Origin of the sequence: Desulfosediminicola flagellatus (genome assembly GCF_005116655.2) — a bacterium.
Lineage (GTDB): Bacteria > Desulfobacterota > Desulfobulbia > Desulfobulbales > Desulfocapsaceae > Desulfopila > Desulfopila flagellata.
This window is the reverse complement of the sequence record NZ_CP050698.1, coordinates 355066-370573: the sequence shown is the minus strand read 5'-3', so window position 1 is coordinate 370573 and position 15508 is coordinate 355066. Positions and strand designations below refer to the sequence as shown.

Annotated in this window: 12 protein-coding genes; 5 read left to right on the top strand and 7 right to left on the bottom strand. The window is 45.5% G+C overall.

The window, feature by feature from the left end; translation table 11 throughout:
* The first annotated feature begins 145 nt into the window (after positions 1–145).
* A complete protein-coding gene (locus FCL46_RS01515) occupies positions 146–2188 on the top strand; it encodes a methyl-accepting chemotaxis protein (RefSeq protein ID WP_136809723.1) in 2043 nt (680 codons plus the stop codon).
* A gap of 93 nt (positions 2189–2281) precedes the next feature.
* On the opposite strand, the gene FCL46_RS01510 is transcribed toward FCL46_RS01515, so the two are convergent.
* Positions 2282–3979 (bottom strand): AMP-binding protein, encoded by a 1698-nt coding sequence (locus FCL46_RS01510; protein ID WP_136809724.1) that lies wholly within the window; start codon positions 3977–3979, stop codon positions 2282–2284.
* Between the two features lie 332 nt (positions 3980–4311).
* Between FCL46_RS01510 and FCL46_RS01505 the strand changes: the two genes are divergently transcribed.
* Complete coding sequence (locus FCL46_RS01505) at positions 4312–5253, top strand: D-alanyl-D-alanine carboxypeptidase family protein (RefSeq protein ID WP_167506016.1); 942 nt, start codon at positions 4312–4314, stop codon at positions 5251–5253.
* A gap of 133 nt (positions 5254–5386) precedes the next feature.
* Here FCL46_RS01505 and FCL46_RS01500 read toward each other — a convergent pair whose 3' ends face one another.
* Genes FCL46_RS01500 through lexA form a run of 4 tightly spaced genes read right to left on the bottom strand, consistent with a single transcriptional unit; the run spans position 5387 to position 11110 of the window.
* The gene (locus FCL46_RS01500) at positions 5387–8380 is read right to left on the bottom strand and encodes a DNA polymerase III subunit alpha (RefSeq protein WP_136809726.1); all 2994 of its coding nucleotides are present in this window, start codon (positions 8378–8380) and stop codon (positions 5387–5389) included.
* Between the two features lie 9 nt (positions 8381–8389).
* Positions 8390–9607 carry a DNA polymerase Y family protein gene (locus FCL46_RS01495; protein WP_167506017.1) on the bottom strand — a complete coding sequence of 406 codons (1218 nt, stop codon included), beginning with the start codon at positions 9605–9607 and terminating at the stop codon, positions 8390–8392.
* A gap of 13 nt (positions 9608–9620) precedes the next feature.
* The gene (locus tag FCL46_RS01490; protein ID WP_136809728.1) at positions 9621–10463 is read right to left on the bottom strand and encodes a DUF72 domain-containing protein; all 843 of its coding nucleotides are present in this window, start codon (positions 10461–10463) and stop codon (positions 9621–9623) included.
* A complete protein-coding gene (gene lexA / locus FCL46_RS01485) occupies positions 10460–11110 on the bottom strand; it encodes a transcriptional repressor LexA (protein ID WP_136809729.1) in 651 nt (216 codons plus the stop codon). The genes FCL46_RS01490 and lexA overlap by 4 nt, the downstream gene beginning before the upstream one ends.
* Before the next feature lie 316 nt (positions 11111–11426).
* Here lexA and FCL46_RS01480 point away from each other — a divergent pair, with 316 nt between their 5' ends.
* From FCL46_RS01480 to FCL46_RS01470, 3 genes are all read left to right on the top strand, one after another.
* The gene (locus tag FCL46_RS01480; RefSeq protein WP_136809730.1) at positions 11427–11891 is read left to right on the top strand and encodes a ferritin family protein; all 465 of its coding nucleotides are present in this window, start codon (positions 11427–11429) and stop codon (positions 11889–11891) included.
* Between the two features lie 58 nt (positions 11892–11949).
* Positions 11950–12540 (top strand): class I SAM-dependent methyltransferase, encoded by a 591-nt coding sequence (locus FCL46_RS01475; protein WP_136809731.1) that lies wholly within the window; start codon positions 11950–11952, stop codon positions 12538–12540.
* A gap of 132 nt (positions 12541–12672) precedes the next feature.
* Positions 12673–12945 (top strand): hypothetical protein, encoded by a 273-nt coding sequence (locus FCL46_RS01470; protein WP_136809732.1) that lies wholly within the window; start codon positions 12673–12675, stop codon positions 12943–12945.
* 151 nt (positions 12946–13096) lie between these two features.
* Here the strand turns inward: FCL46_RS01470 and FCL46_RS01465 are convergent, their stop codons facing one another.
* Both FCL46_RS01465 and FCL46_RS01460 read right to left on the bottom strand, forming a co-directional pair.
* Entirely contained in the window at positions 13097–13249 is a 153-nt protein-coding gene (locus tag FCL46_RS01465; protein ID WP_153307143.1) for a hypothetical protein, read from the bottom strand.
* A gap of 216 nt (positions 13250–13465) precedes the next feature.
* The gene (locus tag FCL46_RS01460; protein ID WP_136809733.1) at positions 13466–15046 is read right to left on the bottom strand and encodes a 5'-nucleotidase C-terminal domain-containing protein; all 1581 of its coding nucleotides are present in this window, start codon (positions 15044–15046) and stop codon (positions 13466–13468) included.
* Positions 15047–15508: the final 462 nt, after the last annotated feature.

The following is a 15508-nucleotide window of genomic DNA, read 5'->3' as shown; positions in this document are numbered from 1 at the left end:
ATTGGACATAATCTTTTTTTCTATGATATCGTGGGGGAGGTGATCATATCCATCTCACGCTTGTTGAACAACCAATTCCAACATCACATTATTGTTACCAAACAACTTCAAAACATCGACTTATTAAAGACGAAGGTGGTCAGCTATGCGATTTAAGGATATTTCAATAAACAAAAAGCTCCTATCCGGTTTTGGCGTAATTCTTTTACTGCTGCTTACAATCTCAACGGTTAGCTGGACACGTTTTAACTCGGCAATACAGGATATTACTACAGTCAAAGTTGCCAATGAACTCAACGAAACACTTCTCAAACGGGAAATCGATCTACAGATGTTCTTTGCTACAGTCAATAAATTCTTCCTCGATACAAATACAGCTACCATAGCTATTGAAACTGATCCTACAAAATGTGAGCCTGGGAAGTGGCTCTATGGTGAAGAGCGAAAGAATATTGAAAAGCACTTTCCGGCACTTTCACCTATCATTTCCGCAATTGAACAACCTCATAAGGATTTGCACGCTTCAATCAAAGAAATCAATGCGCTTGCTGCAACACAAAACAAAGTAGATATATTAGATGAAGCCAAAGCTATTTACGGCACGAAGAGCAAAGAAGCACTTAAAACTATACAAGATAATTTACATACTATCTCAAAAGAGGTTGCGCAGCTCACTGCCTCAACTGATTTTCATGTTAATTCAAACATCACTGCCGGGAAAAACCTGCTCATAACTCTTTCTCTTTTATCTCTGGGGATTGGTGTATTGTTCAGCCTGGTAATAACCCGTAACATCTCTAAAACGACACAGCATCTTGCCACACTTACTGCCGACCTCGCAAATGGCAATATGCGAGTTCAAAGTCATTTGGAACAAAATGACGAGATGGGTCAACTCGCATGTTCAGCAAACAACCTCGCTTCAAATTTGAACAATATGTGTACCCGCGTACATGGAGCGGCATCAACAATTAACGCGTCGTCTAATTCTCAGGTTGGTCTTTCTGCCTCTCTTCATAACCTGGCAGAAGATATGGCCGCCAACTGTAATACAGTTGCTGCGGCCGCAGAAGAAATGAATACCAACATGGCCGCAATTGCAGCCGCCTCAGAAGAAACCAGTGTTAATGTCAGCATGGTTGCCGCGGCCACCGAGGAGATGACATCAACAATTACCGAGATTTCCTCAAACTCTGAAAATGCCAGGGTCATAACTGAACAGGCTGTAAACGAAGCAACAAAAGCCTCTATCAGTGTAAAGGAATTAGGTGTAGCTGCAGAAAAAATCAATAAAGTAACTGAGACCATCAATGAAATTGCCGATCAAACCAACCTGCTTGCACTCAACGCAACTATTGAAGCTGCCCGTGCCGGAGAAGCAGGTAAAGGCTTTGCTGTTGTGGCCAATGAGATAAAAGACCTCGCACGCCAGACAACAGAAGCAACACGGGAAATACAAGAGCGCATCGAAGGTGTACAGAGCTCAAGCGAACAAACCATTAACGTGATCGGTACTATCGGCAAGATCATTAACAGTACCAGTGAGATTGTCTCATCCATGGCCGCAGCGGTAGAAGAGCAGGCTGTCACAAGCAATGAAATAGCAGAAAATATAAGCCAGGCATCTGCCGGCATGCAGGAGGTTACTGAGAACATATCGCAGGCGTCTGCAGTAAACAGCGATGTTGCCCGTGATATTGCTCTGTTGAAATCAGAGGCTGATAAAGTTGCCGCTGCCAGTTCCGATGTAAAAGAGCTGGCTGTCGAAATGCAAAACAATACGGAATCACTTTCGGTCATGCTTGATAATTTCAGTTTCAAGCAACCACAATTTGATATCGGCACGATAAAAGACGCGCACTTCAACTGGAAAATGCGACTTACCTCCGTGCTGAGCGGATACACAACCATAAACGCCAGTGAGATACCAAATCATCACCAATGTGCTTTTGGTAAATGGTATGACGATGCACCTCCAGAATTATCATCACTCGATATATTTAAGGAAATAGGTATTCACCACGAAGCGGTTCATCAAAACGTTGTCGAAGCTGTCAATCTGTATAATGATAACAATTCCAGCGCTGCAACCAGGAAAGTTGAGGAATTTGAGAAGGTACGAAAAAGTCTGTTCAAGGCACTTGACGATTTATATGCTCTCCCCGATACACATGTAACAAAAATATAAACAGCAAAGGCCCGGTTACAGAGTAACCGGGCCTTTTATTTTCTGACAATCAAGCATTAAGTATCAGCACAAAGCCTCAACTGCGAATGCATTTTATCCGACCATTCCATGCCCATCATACAAATAGCGCTTTATTTTATGTGTCGCTGTTTTGATAAAAGGCTCCCGACGCTCAAAAACTCTGGCAATACGTGAGGCTGGAGGGAGCTGGCCATTAAGCTTAACCCGCATCTCTTCAAGGATAGTTTCCATATATGCCCGTCGCTCACCACGTCCCTGCCCTGCGGTATCTTCGTCTATCAATTCATAATCCGGATAAACCCAGGCTTCAAGCTGACCGTTATTTTCAAGCACAAGACTCTCAACAACCCAGGTAAAGGTATTAATTTTATGCTCAATGGCCTCCGGGTATACATTTTCGCCATTTGCCATAACGATCACATTCTTGCATCGCCCACGCACATGGAGGTTACCAAAGTCATCAAGATAGCCAATGTCCCCGGTAGCAAGCCAACCTTCACTTGAAAGAACTGCATCGGTTCCTTCAATATCATCAAAATAGCCTGTCATCACATTGGGACCTGCCGCATGAATCTCACCAATACCTGTTTCAGGATCGGGATCAACGATCTTAATCTCAACACCTGAAATAGGTTTACCTGTTGAACCCACAGCAATAGTCTCATCCCCCATGGGACCGCCGGCAAGCAACGGAGAGGACTCAGTCAGTCCGTAACCGATAAGATAGGGAAATGACGCTTCTTTCAAAAATTGCTCTACCTCAGGGTTAAGTGCCGCTCCACCAATGCCCATGAGCTGCAAATTTCCACCAAAAAAATCGATAAGTTTCGCGCCGATCTTTTTATAGATCATTTTGCGACCAAATTTTGTTTTACATGCAAGATTAAGTACTTTCGAATTTTCAATCTGAGGCAGCACACGCTTTTTGTATATTTTCTCAAGAACCAGAGGCACAGCAAAAATTGCAAAAGGCTTTTCATGCTGACACAATTTTTGCAAAATTGCGGGTGTTGGTGACTTTCCTGCATACGCAATCCTGCAACCACACAGCAGAGGAAGGGTAAAGCCCAGGGTAAATTCGTAGGTATGAGACATCGGAAGAATTGATAAAAACACCCCCCCGACCGGTAGATCCATCAATCGTGAACAGGAGTAGGCATTTGATGTAAGGTTTTTATGACTCAACATAACAGCCTTAGAATACCCCGACGTACCCGAGGTATAGAGGATAGAGGCAATATCTTCTTCTTCAACCTCTGGAAACTCCAGTGTATCCTCCATCATCCGCAGATCTGTCATAGCGTCCTCCAGCAAATCGCTGAAAGTAACCACCTCAACAACACCACCCTGTGCGTTATAATCATCAAGTGTAATTACCGGACCCGCGAGCTCTTTTTTGAGCTCGTAGATTTTTTCTATCTGTCGCCCTGTGGTAAAGAGAATTTTCACCTTCATCTCATTGAGAATATGGCGCACATCACTCTCAGGCAGATCCGGCAAAATGGGAACAGCGATTGCGCCAAGGCGGACAATAGAAAAATAGGCCATGCCCCACTGATGAGAATTCTCTGCGAGTATCGCTATCCGATCCCCTTTTTTCACACCCTCTTTCTGCAATCTACACGCGATTGCCATAACGTTATGATGAAACTCGTTATAGGACAGTGGTTTCTGCATCGCCATACCTATGGCAGGTTTGTCACCATATTTGGCACGACTTGAGTCGAGTATATAATTCAATGTCATCCGGACATCTGCTTCAACCTGCATATTTCACCTCAGTTTAAAAAGGGTTCACGGACCACCGAAAGAAACAGCAATGACTAAATATACTGTTACACCCTGTGGTTAGATTTCGGTTGGATATTACACAAAGACGTGTTTGAGGTCAATCATGAAGCGACATCAGCCCCCCTCCAGGCCCTGAATATACTGGGAAAAGCTACTTGACAACCGCAGACACAGAGACTACAACAAAATAAAACAGATCACTATTCGTATCCTCCTTTTTCCAAAATACACCTTCATAGATGATACTATTGTTTCAACGCACCTCTTGCGGCTTTTGCCGGTTAATAAACACCTCGTCACTCCTGATCCTGATGGTATTCCTCCACTTTACCAGCGGTATGGCACTGGCTCAACAATCTAAAAACACACCTATTTTAGGTGTTGAGGGAAATATTTCACAGGTAAAACGCTACCCCGCATCAATAGATAAAATCTACACTAATCCAATAATAGAAAAACGTATCTCGGCCCGTAGCGCGGTTATCATGGAAGAAACTGGCGGGCGGCTACTTTTTGCCAAGGCACCTGACGATCCTCGGCAGCCAGCAAGCACTATCAAGGTGCTTACCGGCATGATTGCCCTGAAGTCAATGACCGGAGAAGAGTCTGTTCCGGTCAGTAAAGAAGCTGCCTCACGACCGAGTTCGAAAATGTACCTTGATACTGCCAAGCAATATCGCGCCGATGAACTTATCTCAGCAGTACTGCTTGCTTCTTCAAACGACGCCAGTGTTGCCCTGGCAGAAATGCTTGGTGGGACCGAAGAAGAATTTGCCAACTACATGACATTACTCGCCGAATACTGGGGAGCAACCAATACAGTCTGTAAAACCGCCACAGGTTTGACCGCAAAAGGTCAGACCAGCACAGCCCGTGATCTTGCCATTATCTTTCGTGAAGCTATGCGTAATCCCGAATTTGCCGAAAAGATGAAAAAGCGATCGATGAAGACCGATGAAGGTCGGACTCTCTACAATCATAATAAGGCTCTCTGGCAGATACCCGGAACTACCGGAGGAAAAACCGGTTACACCCTGAAAGCTCGTCAGACCTATGTTGGGAAATTTACCCGTGGAGATTCAACTATCATTGTCGCAGTCATGGGAAGCGAGACAATGTGGTATGACATCAAGTATCTGGTTAATTACGGCTTCAAACAGTATCAGTATATCTCACCATCTCCAGAATCCATCCCACCGGCGCTGGATCTGCTGGTCGATAATGATGTACCGACCGAGACTCAGAATCAATAGATCCGTTATACATCATCCACAATCCATAAAAGCGTAGTACCAAAATACATCTGATTACCCCTGAATATCTGCCTTGAAGTGTGATGCGTAGGAGTAAGGTGTGAAGCGGAAAGGACACTAATAATAGACTTCATCACTTTAGTGCCGACACATTCTCAACCGTAAGTGTTACGGCACCATAGTCCTCATCAACAATCCCGGTCAGGATATACGCCCTGCCTGTCTGCAGCATATGGGCCGACCGCCGATACGTCTCAGGGAAAAAGGTAGTTTCAAGAATGCCCGTATCATCTTCGAATGTGAGGAACTCCATGACTTCTCCCGTTTTTGTCGATACGACCTTTCCTGTTAACAACCACCCAGCACATCGAATCCTCCGTCCCACCTGATTTGGTACATCTGCAATCGGCACAAGCCCGCGCGGCCTCTTACCTGCCAGCACAATAGGATGATATTTACAGAGAAAACCCAGCACCTCATACTCACGCACAAGCATGCTGTATATATCAGGTGCTTTCAGTAATGGCGGCTCCGGCAGCTTTACCGGAAAGAGCGAATTTGCTTTCAGCATCGTCTTCCCCCGATGAAAACTTGACCACTGCCAGAGCAGCGACGTTCTATTTAACATTGGATCAAGACTATCCATTGCCCCCGCATGAACAAGCGCCCTCGCTTCATCATCTGCCGGGCCGACCCTGTTCCAGAAATCTACAGGATCAGCAAATTTTTTTATCTGCCGCTGTTCAAGCAGTCGGGTTATTGCACGTTCGGAGAGGCCGTGAATCTCCTGCAAGCCCACTCGAATATTTTTTCCACAACCAGTCCAGCGAACGTTGCTGAGGTTTACATCAGGGTGCAATACGTCAATCCCCAGCCGTTTTGCCTCAGAAGTATAGGCTAGTGTAGAATAGTAGCCACCACGATTCGAGATGACCGCCGCCATAAACTCAGCCGGATAATGATGTTTAAGGTAGGCGGCCTGATACGAAACCCTGGCGTATGAAGCTGAGTGCGGTTTGCAAAACGAGTAGCCGTCAAAACTCATCATCATGCGCCACACCTGATCTATATATTCGTCGGCAATATTGCGCTCCCGGCACCCTTTATAAAATCGTTCTTTATAATCTTTTAAGCGAAATTCCTTATCTTTTTTTGACATCACTTTGCGCAACCCATCTGCACGTGCATGACTAAACCCTGCCATCGCCACCGCAACGCGTGAGACATCCTCCTGATAAACCATTAAGCCGAATGTCTCATCTAGCACATCACCCACTGATGGATGCAAAGGCTGCCAGGTACCACCATGCAGTCGACGAACATACTCACGAACAAATTCATTGGCTGCCGGCCTGATTATGGATGACTGAATAACCAGTTGCTCAAAATCACCACTCCCCGCCTTCTGCTGAAGCAGTCGCATGGCCGGACTCTCGATATAAAAACATCCCATAGTTGTGCCGCGAGCCACACCGCTTCTGGTGCGTGAATCGTCTTCCGGGTTCCAGCCAAGTTCATCAAGAGTAATTCCTGCAGTACGAACGGATTGCACAGCATCACGAATTACTCCGAGACTGCGGTTACCAAGAATATCAATCTTCACCAGGCCAGCCTCTTCAGTAGCATCCTTCTCCCACTGGATAATTGGCACCCCCTTCGCGGCATACTCAACCGGAACATACTCGGTAATTGGTTTCGGCGTAATTACCACACCGCCCGGGTGCACCGAAAGATACCTGGGAATACCAATCAACCTTGCAGCCAGTTTGATAATCTCAGGCCATGGCTCTGAAAAATCCTGATCACGAAGAGCAGGCAGGTTTTCTATACACTGCTGCAGGTTCTCTTCAGAACCGCTAGATAGCCACGGCAACCGCTTAGTGAGCTGGGATATTTCATATCCCGGCATACCGAAAGCTTTGGCTGTTTCCCGGATTGCCATCCGCGGCTGGAAAAATATATGGTTGCATACCATAGCTGAATAGCCGGAAAAGTCGCTGAGCACTTCCTGCAATACCTCATCGCGTTCATCCCAGGCAAAATCTATATCGATATCGGGTGGATCAGTTCGACCCGGATTAAGGAACCGCTCAAAATAGAGATTATATTTCAAGGGGCAAACGTTTGTTATTTCAAGACAGTAGGCAACCAGTGAGGCAGCACCTGAACCACGCCCGCAGATACGTCGTTTTTTCCGAGTACCATCCTCCCCTTTTCTGTGCACAATATCGCGTACCACCAGAAAGTAGGAAGAAAAGCCCATATCCTCAATAACCCGAAGTTCATGCTCAAGTCGCTCAATTACAGGCTCGCCCAGATCATCACCATATCTCAGACAGGCACCGGCATACGCTTTAGTTCGCAGCACCTCCTTAGGGCTCCCCTCTTCGGAGTAGCGCCATGGCGGCATAACTGTTCCGAATTTCGGGCCGTCATATTCACACTGTTCGGCAAGAAAATCTGATGCGTCAACAACTTCAGGCCATACCGCAAAACGTTGTCGATATTCTTCTGCGCTTTCAAAAGCATGAATAGCATCTACAGACTCAATATTCAGTAACCTGCTCCGGCTTGTGTTATTGGCTATGGCCCGCAAAAGCAGATACAGGTCTTTATCTCCAGCCACACCAAGGGAGCTGTCAGGTGTTGCTACTGCTGTTATTCCATGATTATTTGCCCAGTTTCGCAAAGTACGTGCGTGCGCTGTAGGTAATGGCCCTAGATCGGCCACAACCTGTGCACCACCCGCGTGCAGACGTTCGAGTAATGTAATATCCTGAGAAAGTACCAGCAGACCACTGTTATGTAGGGGAATATCTTTTACAAGTTGAAACTTTTGACAGTGACGTTTGCTAATCAAACGACAGAGATTGCTATAGCCAACATCACTTTGCACCAAACAGGTTACCAGTTTGTCGCTACCCGTTTCAGATAACTCCGCACCCACTATGGGTTTAATATTTTCACGCTTACAGGCGGTGAGAAAATTCCAGAGACCATACAAATTATCTCTATCTGTCATTGCCAGACCACTATACCCGAGTTCTACAGCTAGACGGCAAAGTGCAGCAGGTGAAACAGTAGCTCGTGAAAGGGAGTAATATGAACGTACTCGCAGAGGAAACATTAGAACATCTTATAAAAACATGGCAACAGGTTCATCCAGCTCGGCAGGCCCATCACTGTGTTGATTCCCCATACCTATGAGGTGATGACCGAATCGACTGCGGATAGCATCCATGGCGGATAACAGTTTTCCCTGTCGCTGTTCTTTAACACCAGTCTCAGGAAAAAGTGATAATTGCGGTGACTGCCGGTGCAGTCGGTCACAGACCAGCCTAACTCCACGCACACGTGTACGACGAATCCAGGCACGTTCCAGAGCGACCATAGCCAGACGGCGCAGGGCAAAATCACTTACGGTCCCCTGTTTGCTCGATGCCTGACGCACCACATGGCCACCGTCGGAATACCGAATCCAGACGCCAACGCGTCGTGTTGCCTGCCTGCGGCTGCGCAACTCACTTCCGGCCTTGCTCACCAGATTAGCAACCACCCCCTCAACCTCCTGCTGATCATTGGTATCAGTACCAAAGGTATGTTCATAATCAACGGGTGCCGACTGCTGCGCTCCCGCCATCACCAGAGTTGAGTCATCGCCGTGGCTGGCCTTATGCAGATACTCACTTCTGGTACCAAAAGGCACCATAAGCTGCCGCTGACTTAAATCCGCCAGTTGGCCGATGGTTACAATATGAAACTCACGTAATCGCTGTAATTCTTTTATATGCAGTCCGGGTAACAGTGATACCGCAAGTGGAGCCAGAAACTCCTGTTCGTCCCCCGGCTCCACAATATACTCACCCACAGGTTTCACCAGACGTGATGAGACCTTGGCTACAAGTTTGTTGGTAGCAAGTGTCCAGATAGGGTTGATGCCAAGACCATCACGAACTTCGCGCCGAACCCGTAAGCCCACATCGGGTGCAGGGCCGAAAAGACGATGCGTACCGGTCACATCCACAAAAAGATGACCGTCACCCAGACCATGTTCCACAACAGGGGAATATTGCTGGACCCGCTTCAAAAAACTATTCATGGCACGTCGGTACAAATCGGGCCGCGGTTGCAGAATTTTGGCACTCCGACAGAATCGGGTCGCCTGGTTAAGCACCATCCCCTTACGCACACCAGACTGATATGCCTCTTCACTCATGTCATAGACTACAGCCCGTGAAGCAGCAAGAGGAGCAATGATCACCGGTTTCTCTTTAAGACCGGTATCAACCACCCGTTCCACCGCAACAGCAAAATCGGCCACATTGAAATGCAGAATTGATCGTTCTCTGTACATAGCGGTACCAGCTTCAGACAGAGCCTGTGAGTATTTTGTATAATCGCTGAGCATTTTTCGGAGCCTGGGCACGAACATGATTGTTAAAGTAGCATACTCCGCGCTCCGCTCTTTGTGTCATAGGTGCAAGCCATTTTTGACACCATTGCTGCAACTCTTCGCTGCTATAATCGTAATCGAACTTTTTCTGCATATTTCCGGATCGCCATCCACGGGTATTTCTGCCATGAAAGCGAACATAAAAAAGATCTGGGTTGGTGACCACATCAAGTGTCGGAAAGAGACCTGGAAGTTCTGGTTCATCAACGGTAACCATCGTCACCTTACGTCGTTCAAGCTCTTTAAAGACACTGTCGACTGCCCAGCTGGCATGACGAAATTCCACAGCCACAGGTAATTCATACAAACCGTCGAGCAATGCCGCCAGATACTGACGATTCCCCATTGTTCTGTCAAAATCCGGTGGCAGTTGCACCAGAACCGCAACAAGTCGTTTACGAAGAGGTGCTATTCCGTCACGATAGAGCCTGAGCTGTTCTCTCCAGTTATCCTCCCGTTCGTGAGTCATGGTTCTGGTCAGCTTAGCTGCAAATCGGAAATGCGGTGGAGACTTCTCCACCATTCGGGCTACAGCCTCGGCGCGTGCCATCTGATACCAGGTATAGTTGAGCTCTACTGTGGAAAAAGCGTTTGCATACAACTCCAGCATATTTTGTGTTTTTGTTTCTGGTGGATAAAAACCGCTATCCACCCATTCAGTATATGAATAGCCACTGGTGCCGAGCATTATCGGGCATCGTTTCGCGCCTTCAAACTGTCCATATGACACTGTCAGACATCCTGGATTACTGCTCATCTGTTTTTAACACCACCATCAAATACGCTATTGTCGCCACGGAGAACGCCTATCACTTTTCCCTGAATCAGCAACTCACCAAACTGGTAACGCATAACCGGATATGCATCATTTTCCGGTCGCATCTCGATATGATCATCATGGAGGTAAAATCGTTTAACCGTGGCTTCTTCGTCATGTATAAGCACAGCCACAATTTCACCGTTCTGGGCATATTGGCGGGGTTCGCAGATTACCAGATCCCCATCAAGTATCCCGGCGTTCTGCATCGAGTCTCCTTTGATGCGCAAACAAAAGAGATTGTCTCCGGAAAAGAGTTGACTATCGACCACCACCGTACCATTCCATTCCTGCTGGGCGTACATAGGCAATCCTGCAGTCACCTGACCTATGATCGGTAATTCCCGCCCCCGCGACTGTTCATCCTCTTGCGATTCCTGTTCAGGTAATAAACGGATAGAGCGACTGTAATGCCCCTCTCGCTCAAGCATTCCTTTTCTCTCAAGTTGACCAATCAGCTGGGCTACCGCATTATGACTCACACCCATATCCACCGCTGCCTCACGCAGACTGGGAGCCCGGCCGTCATTACCAATTTTGTCCGCAAGGTAATCGTAAAATCGCTGTTGCCTATCTGTTAATTCCACACCGCCTCCTTAATGTACATATACATTTTGTTTAATTGTACAACCGACCACCATTTTGTCAATATACATTTAAAGTCGTTTTGTTCATGAAAACTCATCGCAATATGTGGCTTCGATCAATTATATTCAGTTGTTACCCAGGTAATACGAAGATAAACAGGGCGGATATCTGTAGTTTCAGATATGAGAATCAATAAATATTTACTGTATTCCAGCTCAATCCGGTGTAAAGTGTTAGGTAGTATTTAATCCCGTCCATATCCAATAGTCCCATTCTAACTGTACACACCACCCTATTTCCCCAGGCAATAGAATCATGTTCAGAATTACAGATATACGTAACATCGCTATTCAGATTGAAAAGAACGGCGAGGCTTCATACAGGCAGGCCGCGGATAGCGTAAAAGATCCAAAAATCCAGGAAATCCTTGAATGGATGGCAAACGAGGAGCGCCGACACAGAAAGTGGTTTGAAGCAATTGAGTCAAACCAGTCGGTTCCCCCAGAGCAGGAAGAACTTGAGAAGATGGGCAAATCTCTGCTGCAGGATATGGTCGCAAATCAGACCTTCTCTCTTGACCAGAAACGACTTGACCAAACTGAAACAGTTGCAGAACTGCTAGCCCAATCCAAGGCCTTTGAAGAAGACACAATCCTCTTTTATGAATTCCTTCTCGCCCTGATCGAAGATGAAGCCACTGCACGTGAGCTTAAAATCATCATTGAAGAAGAACGCCAGCACGCCATACGCCTTGAAGAACTGGTAGAAGCCTGCGCCTAATTCATCGGCATCAACAGCATTAAACCTGAAAATCCCAACAGACACCCACGAACTCTACATGAACGATATATCACTCACCATAAGAGAAGAAGAACAGGATATTCTCTTTGGAGTTATCAACCGCTTTATCGGCTATTTCACACGACAGGCTGTCCCCAACACAATCAACGACACAAGCCAGGAGTATCCTTTCGTTGCCATGGACACCCGTCAGGCCTACGAGCAGATTCGTCTTGCGTGCAGCCACCTCCGAGAAACCAGAGAAAAGTCATCGGAGATCTCGTTTATAGATATCGGCTGCGGGATTGGCAATATTCTACTACTGGCAGAACTGATGGAATGCAAAGTTTCAGGCATTGAAAAAGACAGCGCCTCCTATGATATAGCAAAACAGCTGGTAGGCGAAGAATGTGTCAGCCAGGATGACATCTGGGATTTCAACGAACTTGGCAACTTTGACATCGTCTATTACTTCAGGCCATTCAGTAAAAAAGAGCTGCAATTAACGTTTGAAAAGCATGTCGAAAATTCGCTAAAACCTGGAGCGATCCTTATTGCAAACAGAAAGATGGGCGAGGACATCGATCATGACAAACGATTTATCCGGCTTGATAGCAACTGGCCTGTCTGGGTAAAGACTACAGCATAAAAGAAGGCGTAATAAAAAGGCCGCATACCCATTTCAGGATATGCGGCTTTTTTGCTTATACCGCTATCGCAAATCAGTAACGAGATTTGAGTATCACTCCAATGTAATTATCAAATTATTGAGTATTATTTTATGACTGAGATACTACCTGATGACATCAAGAGAGATTTACAAAAAGCAGCTGATCTGCACCAACGTGCTACCGCTGATTATGCGAAATGTGAAGATTTCTGCAAACTCATGTCAGATTTGCTCTCTAGATTAGAAGACGCAAAGTGTTTTACAACTGCCGACAAGGTTATGGGTATCCTCCTCGACTGTAGCCCAAAAGCTGGATCACACTGTGAAAAATCCACCATCGTTGCTCAGATAACCAAAAAGCTTGGAGCACAAAACACACAATGATTCGTGGTGCTGCAGGAGACTGTACAAACTGAACAGAGACATATCTTCAGGACCTGTAGATAAACAACACCTATCCCTGTCCGCAGATGATACCTCCCTCATACTATATATACATCAGGCCGGTGGGGACCCTTGTATATCAAAGACAGGTTTACAGTCGCGGGGCCTTTTCTTTCGTATAGGTGTGCATATTAAAATTCAGAAGATCCTGAACAATTTTCACTATAAAATCGTACCATGCAGGCTCCGGTTTTTTTGGTGCTTCTTTTTGCACAGGACCGTTAAGATCTAAATTTTCATTCATGACATATCCTCCCACTAGATTTTTTTACCAGCATTAATGTGCACGTAAAAGAGTTCAGACATTTTTTAAAATACTAAAATACCTCTCACGTGTCAAAATCACACGTGTTATTATCTTCTTAGTCTTTTTGAATGTGATAACAGATTCCCCTGAGAACCTCTTCTTATACCAAAAACACCCCGTGGATAAAACGTTTTATCCACGGGGTGTTTTACGTTATTTCACGAGTGTTATTCGACCTTCTATTTTCGGATCTACCTCACCATTTTTCCGTATGTATTCCATTGTGGCGTCTGCGTCGACATATCCGGTATCATATTGGGCCAGTGGCTTCAACATGCTATACCCATCTCCACCCGAAGCAGCGAAATTATTGGTCACCACCTTGTAGATTTTTTCCAATTCAATAGGGGCATTGCCAACCATCACTGTCTCTATCTTAGCTTCTGTCTGGTTATAGGTATATTTCAATCCGGATACCTGCATAAATGCGCCACTCCCGATCTTTGAGGCCGACAGGTTCAGCACTTCGATAATTTGGGAGCCTGTCATCATTATCTCGGTAAGGGTATTTCCAAATGGCTGGACACTCAACACATCACGATAGGTGATAACTCCAGGAGCAATTCCTGCGCGAATTCCTCCACCATTCAGCAGGGCGATATCAGCACCGGTCTTGGCACGCATAGCATCGGTAATTAAATTACCAAGATTAGTTTCCTGAGACCGACTTACACTCTTACCGCCAACTAGCTCAACCACGGCTGTACCTACCGGCTTTTTCAACATTTCATCAGCCCCCTGGAGATAGGGCGTCATTGCTTCCAGGATTTCATTATCTTCAACAACCCCGGTTCCGGTGTACTGGTAATAACTTTTACCGTTATGTTTGATCCGTTTTTTCCCGTTAACCGGCATCAATTCAAACGAATAGTCTTTCACCGTATCAGTATCGCTATCAACTACTATGTTCAACCTACCAACTTTCTCAGAATATGCGTCGGCCTGAACAATGAGAGTTTCAGCAACCACAACAGGCGCCTCCAAATCGGTATGGGTATGACCACCAACGATCACATCAATACCGGGAACAGCTTGAGCAAGCTGTAAATCACCGGTCTGGTCTGAATCTGCGTCATATAAACCTATATGCGTCAGAGCAATTACCAAATCCGCTTTTTCCTGCAATTCTGGTACATACTTTTTTGCCGTTTCAATAACAGGTTTAAATTCGAGATCTTTTATATTGTCAGGAAGCACAAGAATAGGAATTTCTTCTGTAATTAGTCCCAGAATTGCTACCTTCAATCCGTCAACATCCTTTATAATATACGGTTCAAACAACACATCTTCAGTACCTTTCTTCACTATATTTGCAGCCAGAAAAGGAAACTTTGCCCAACCTTTTTGTTTCATCAACACTTCTAAAGAATTGTCAAACTCATGATTACCGAGGGTCATGGCATCATAACCAATACGATTCATCATTTGAAAATCGGGTTCCGCATCTAACAGATCTGACTCAGGCACACCTGTATTCACATCCCCGGCGGAGAGTACCAGTACATGCCCGCCCGCAGATTCAACTTCAGCCCGCACAATATTCACAAGAGTCGACTGTGCCGCCAGCCCCCCCACCCCTACCATAGGATAGGGATCAAATTTCTGAAAATGACCATGGTGATCATTGGTGTGGAGTATTGTGAGCTGGTACTCCTTAGCCAAAGCTGCACCTTGTGCCATCAACACAATACAGGATGTAATTGCTAGGAAGCGAATGACTCGTTTTCCCATCATAATTAGACCTCCAATGATAATAGTTTTGTTAAAATATATATTTCGCAGTCAAATCTAACAAAGTTATTCAGTAACAAAACACAATAGAAAGTATTCTATTCTTATGTCCAGAACTTTCACAATTTTCAGTGGATTGCTGATATTTTGATGGTAATCTATGCGTGAAATATGAAAAAAGGCCCTTATTCAAATTCGACTATCGACACATTCCTGACTGTCGGCGGTTCCTCTCATCAGAATTTTATATATGTCACAGACAATTCATACGATTTAACGATTTGAGTTGTGGAAAGATTTCTTGTATAAAAGACATCTGAATCTAAATATTTCTCACATCATTACTTAACATTACAGATATTGAATGCATTTTTGACAATTCAACATCATTCAAATTATCCACTCGTGCAGTTTCTGGTTTTCATAACGGCCTCCAGCACCATGTCTACAATCAATTGATTTACG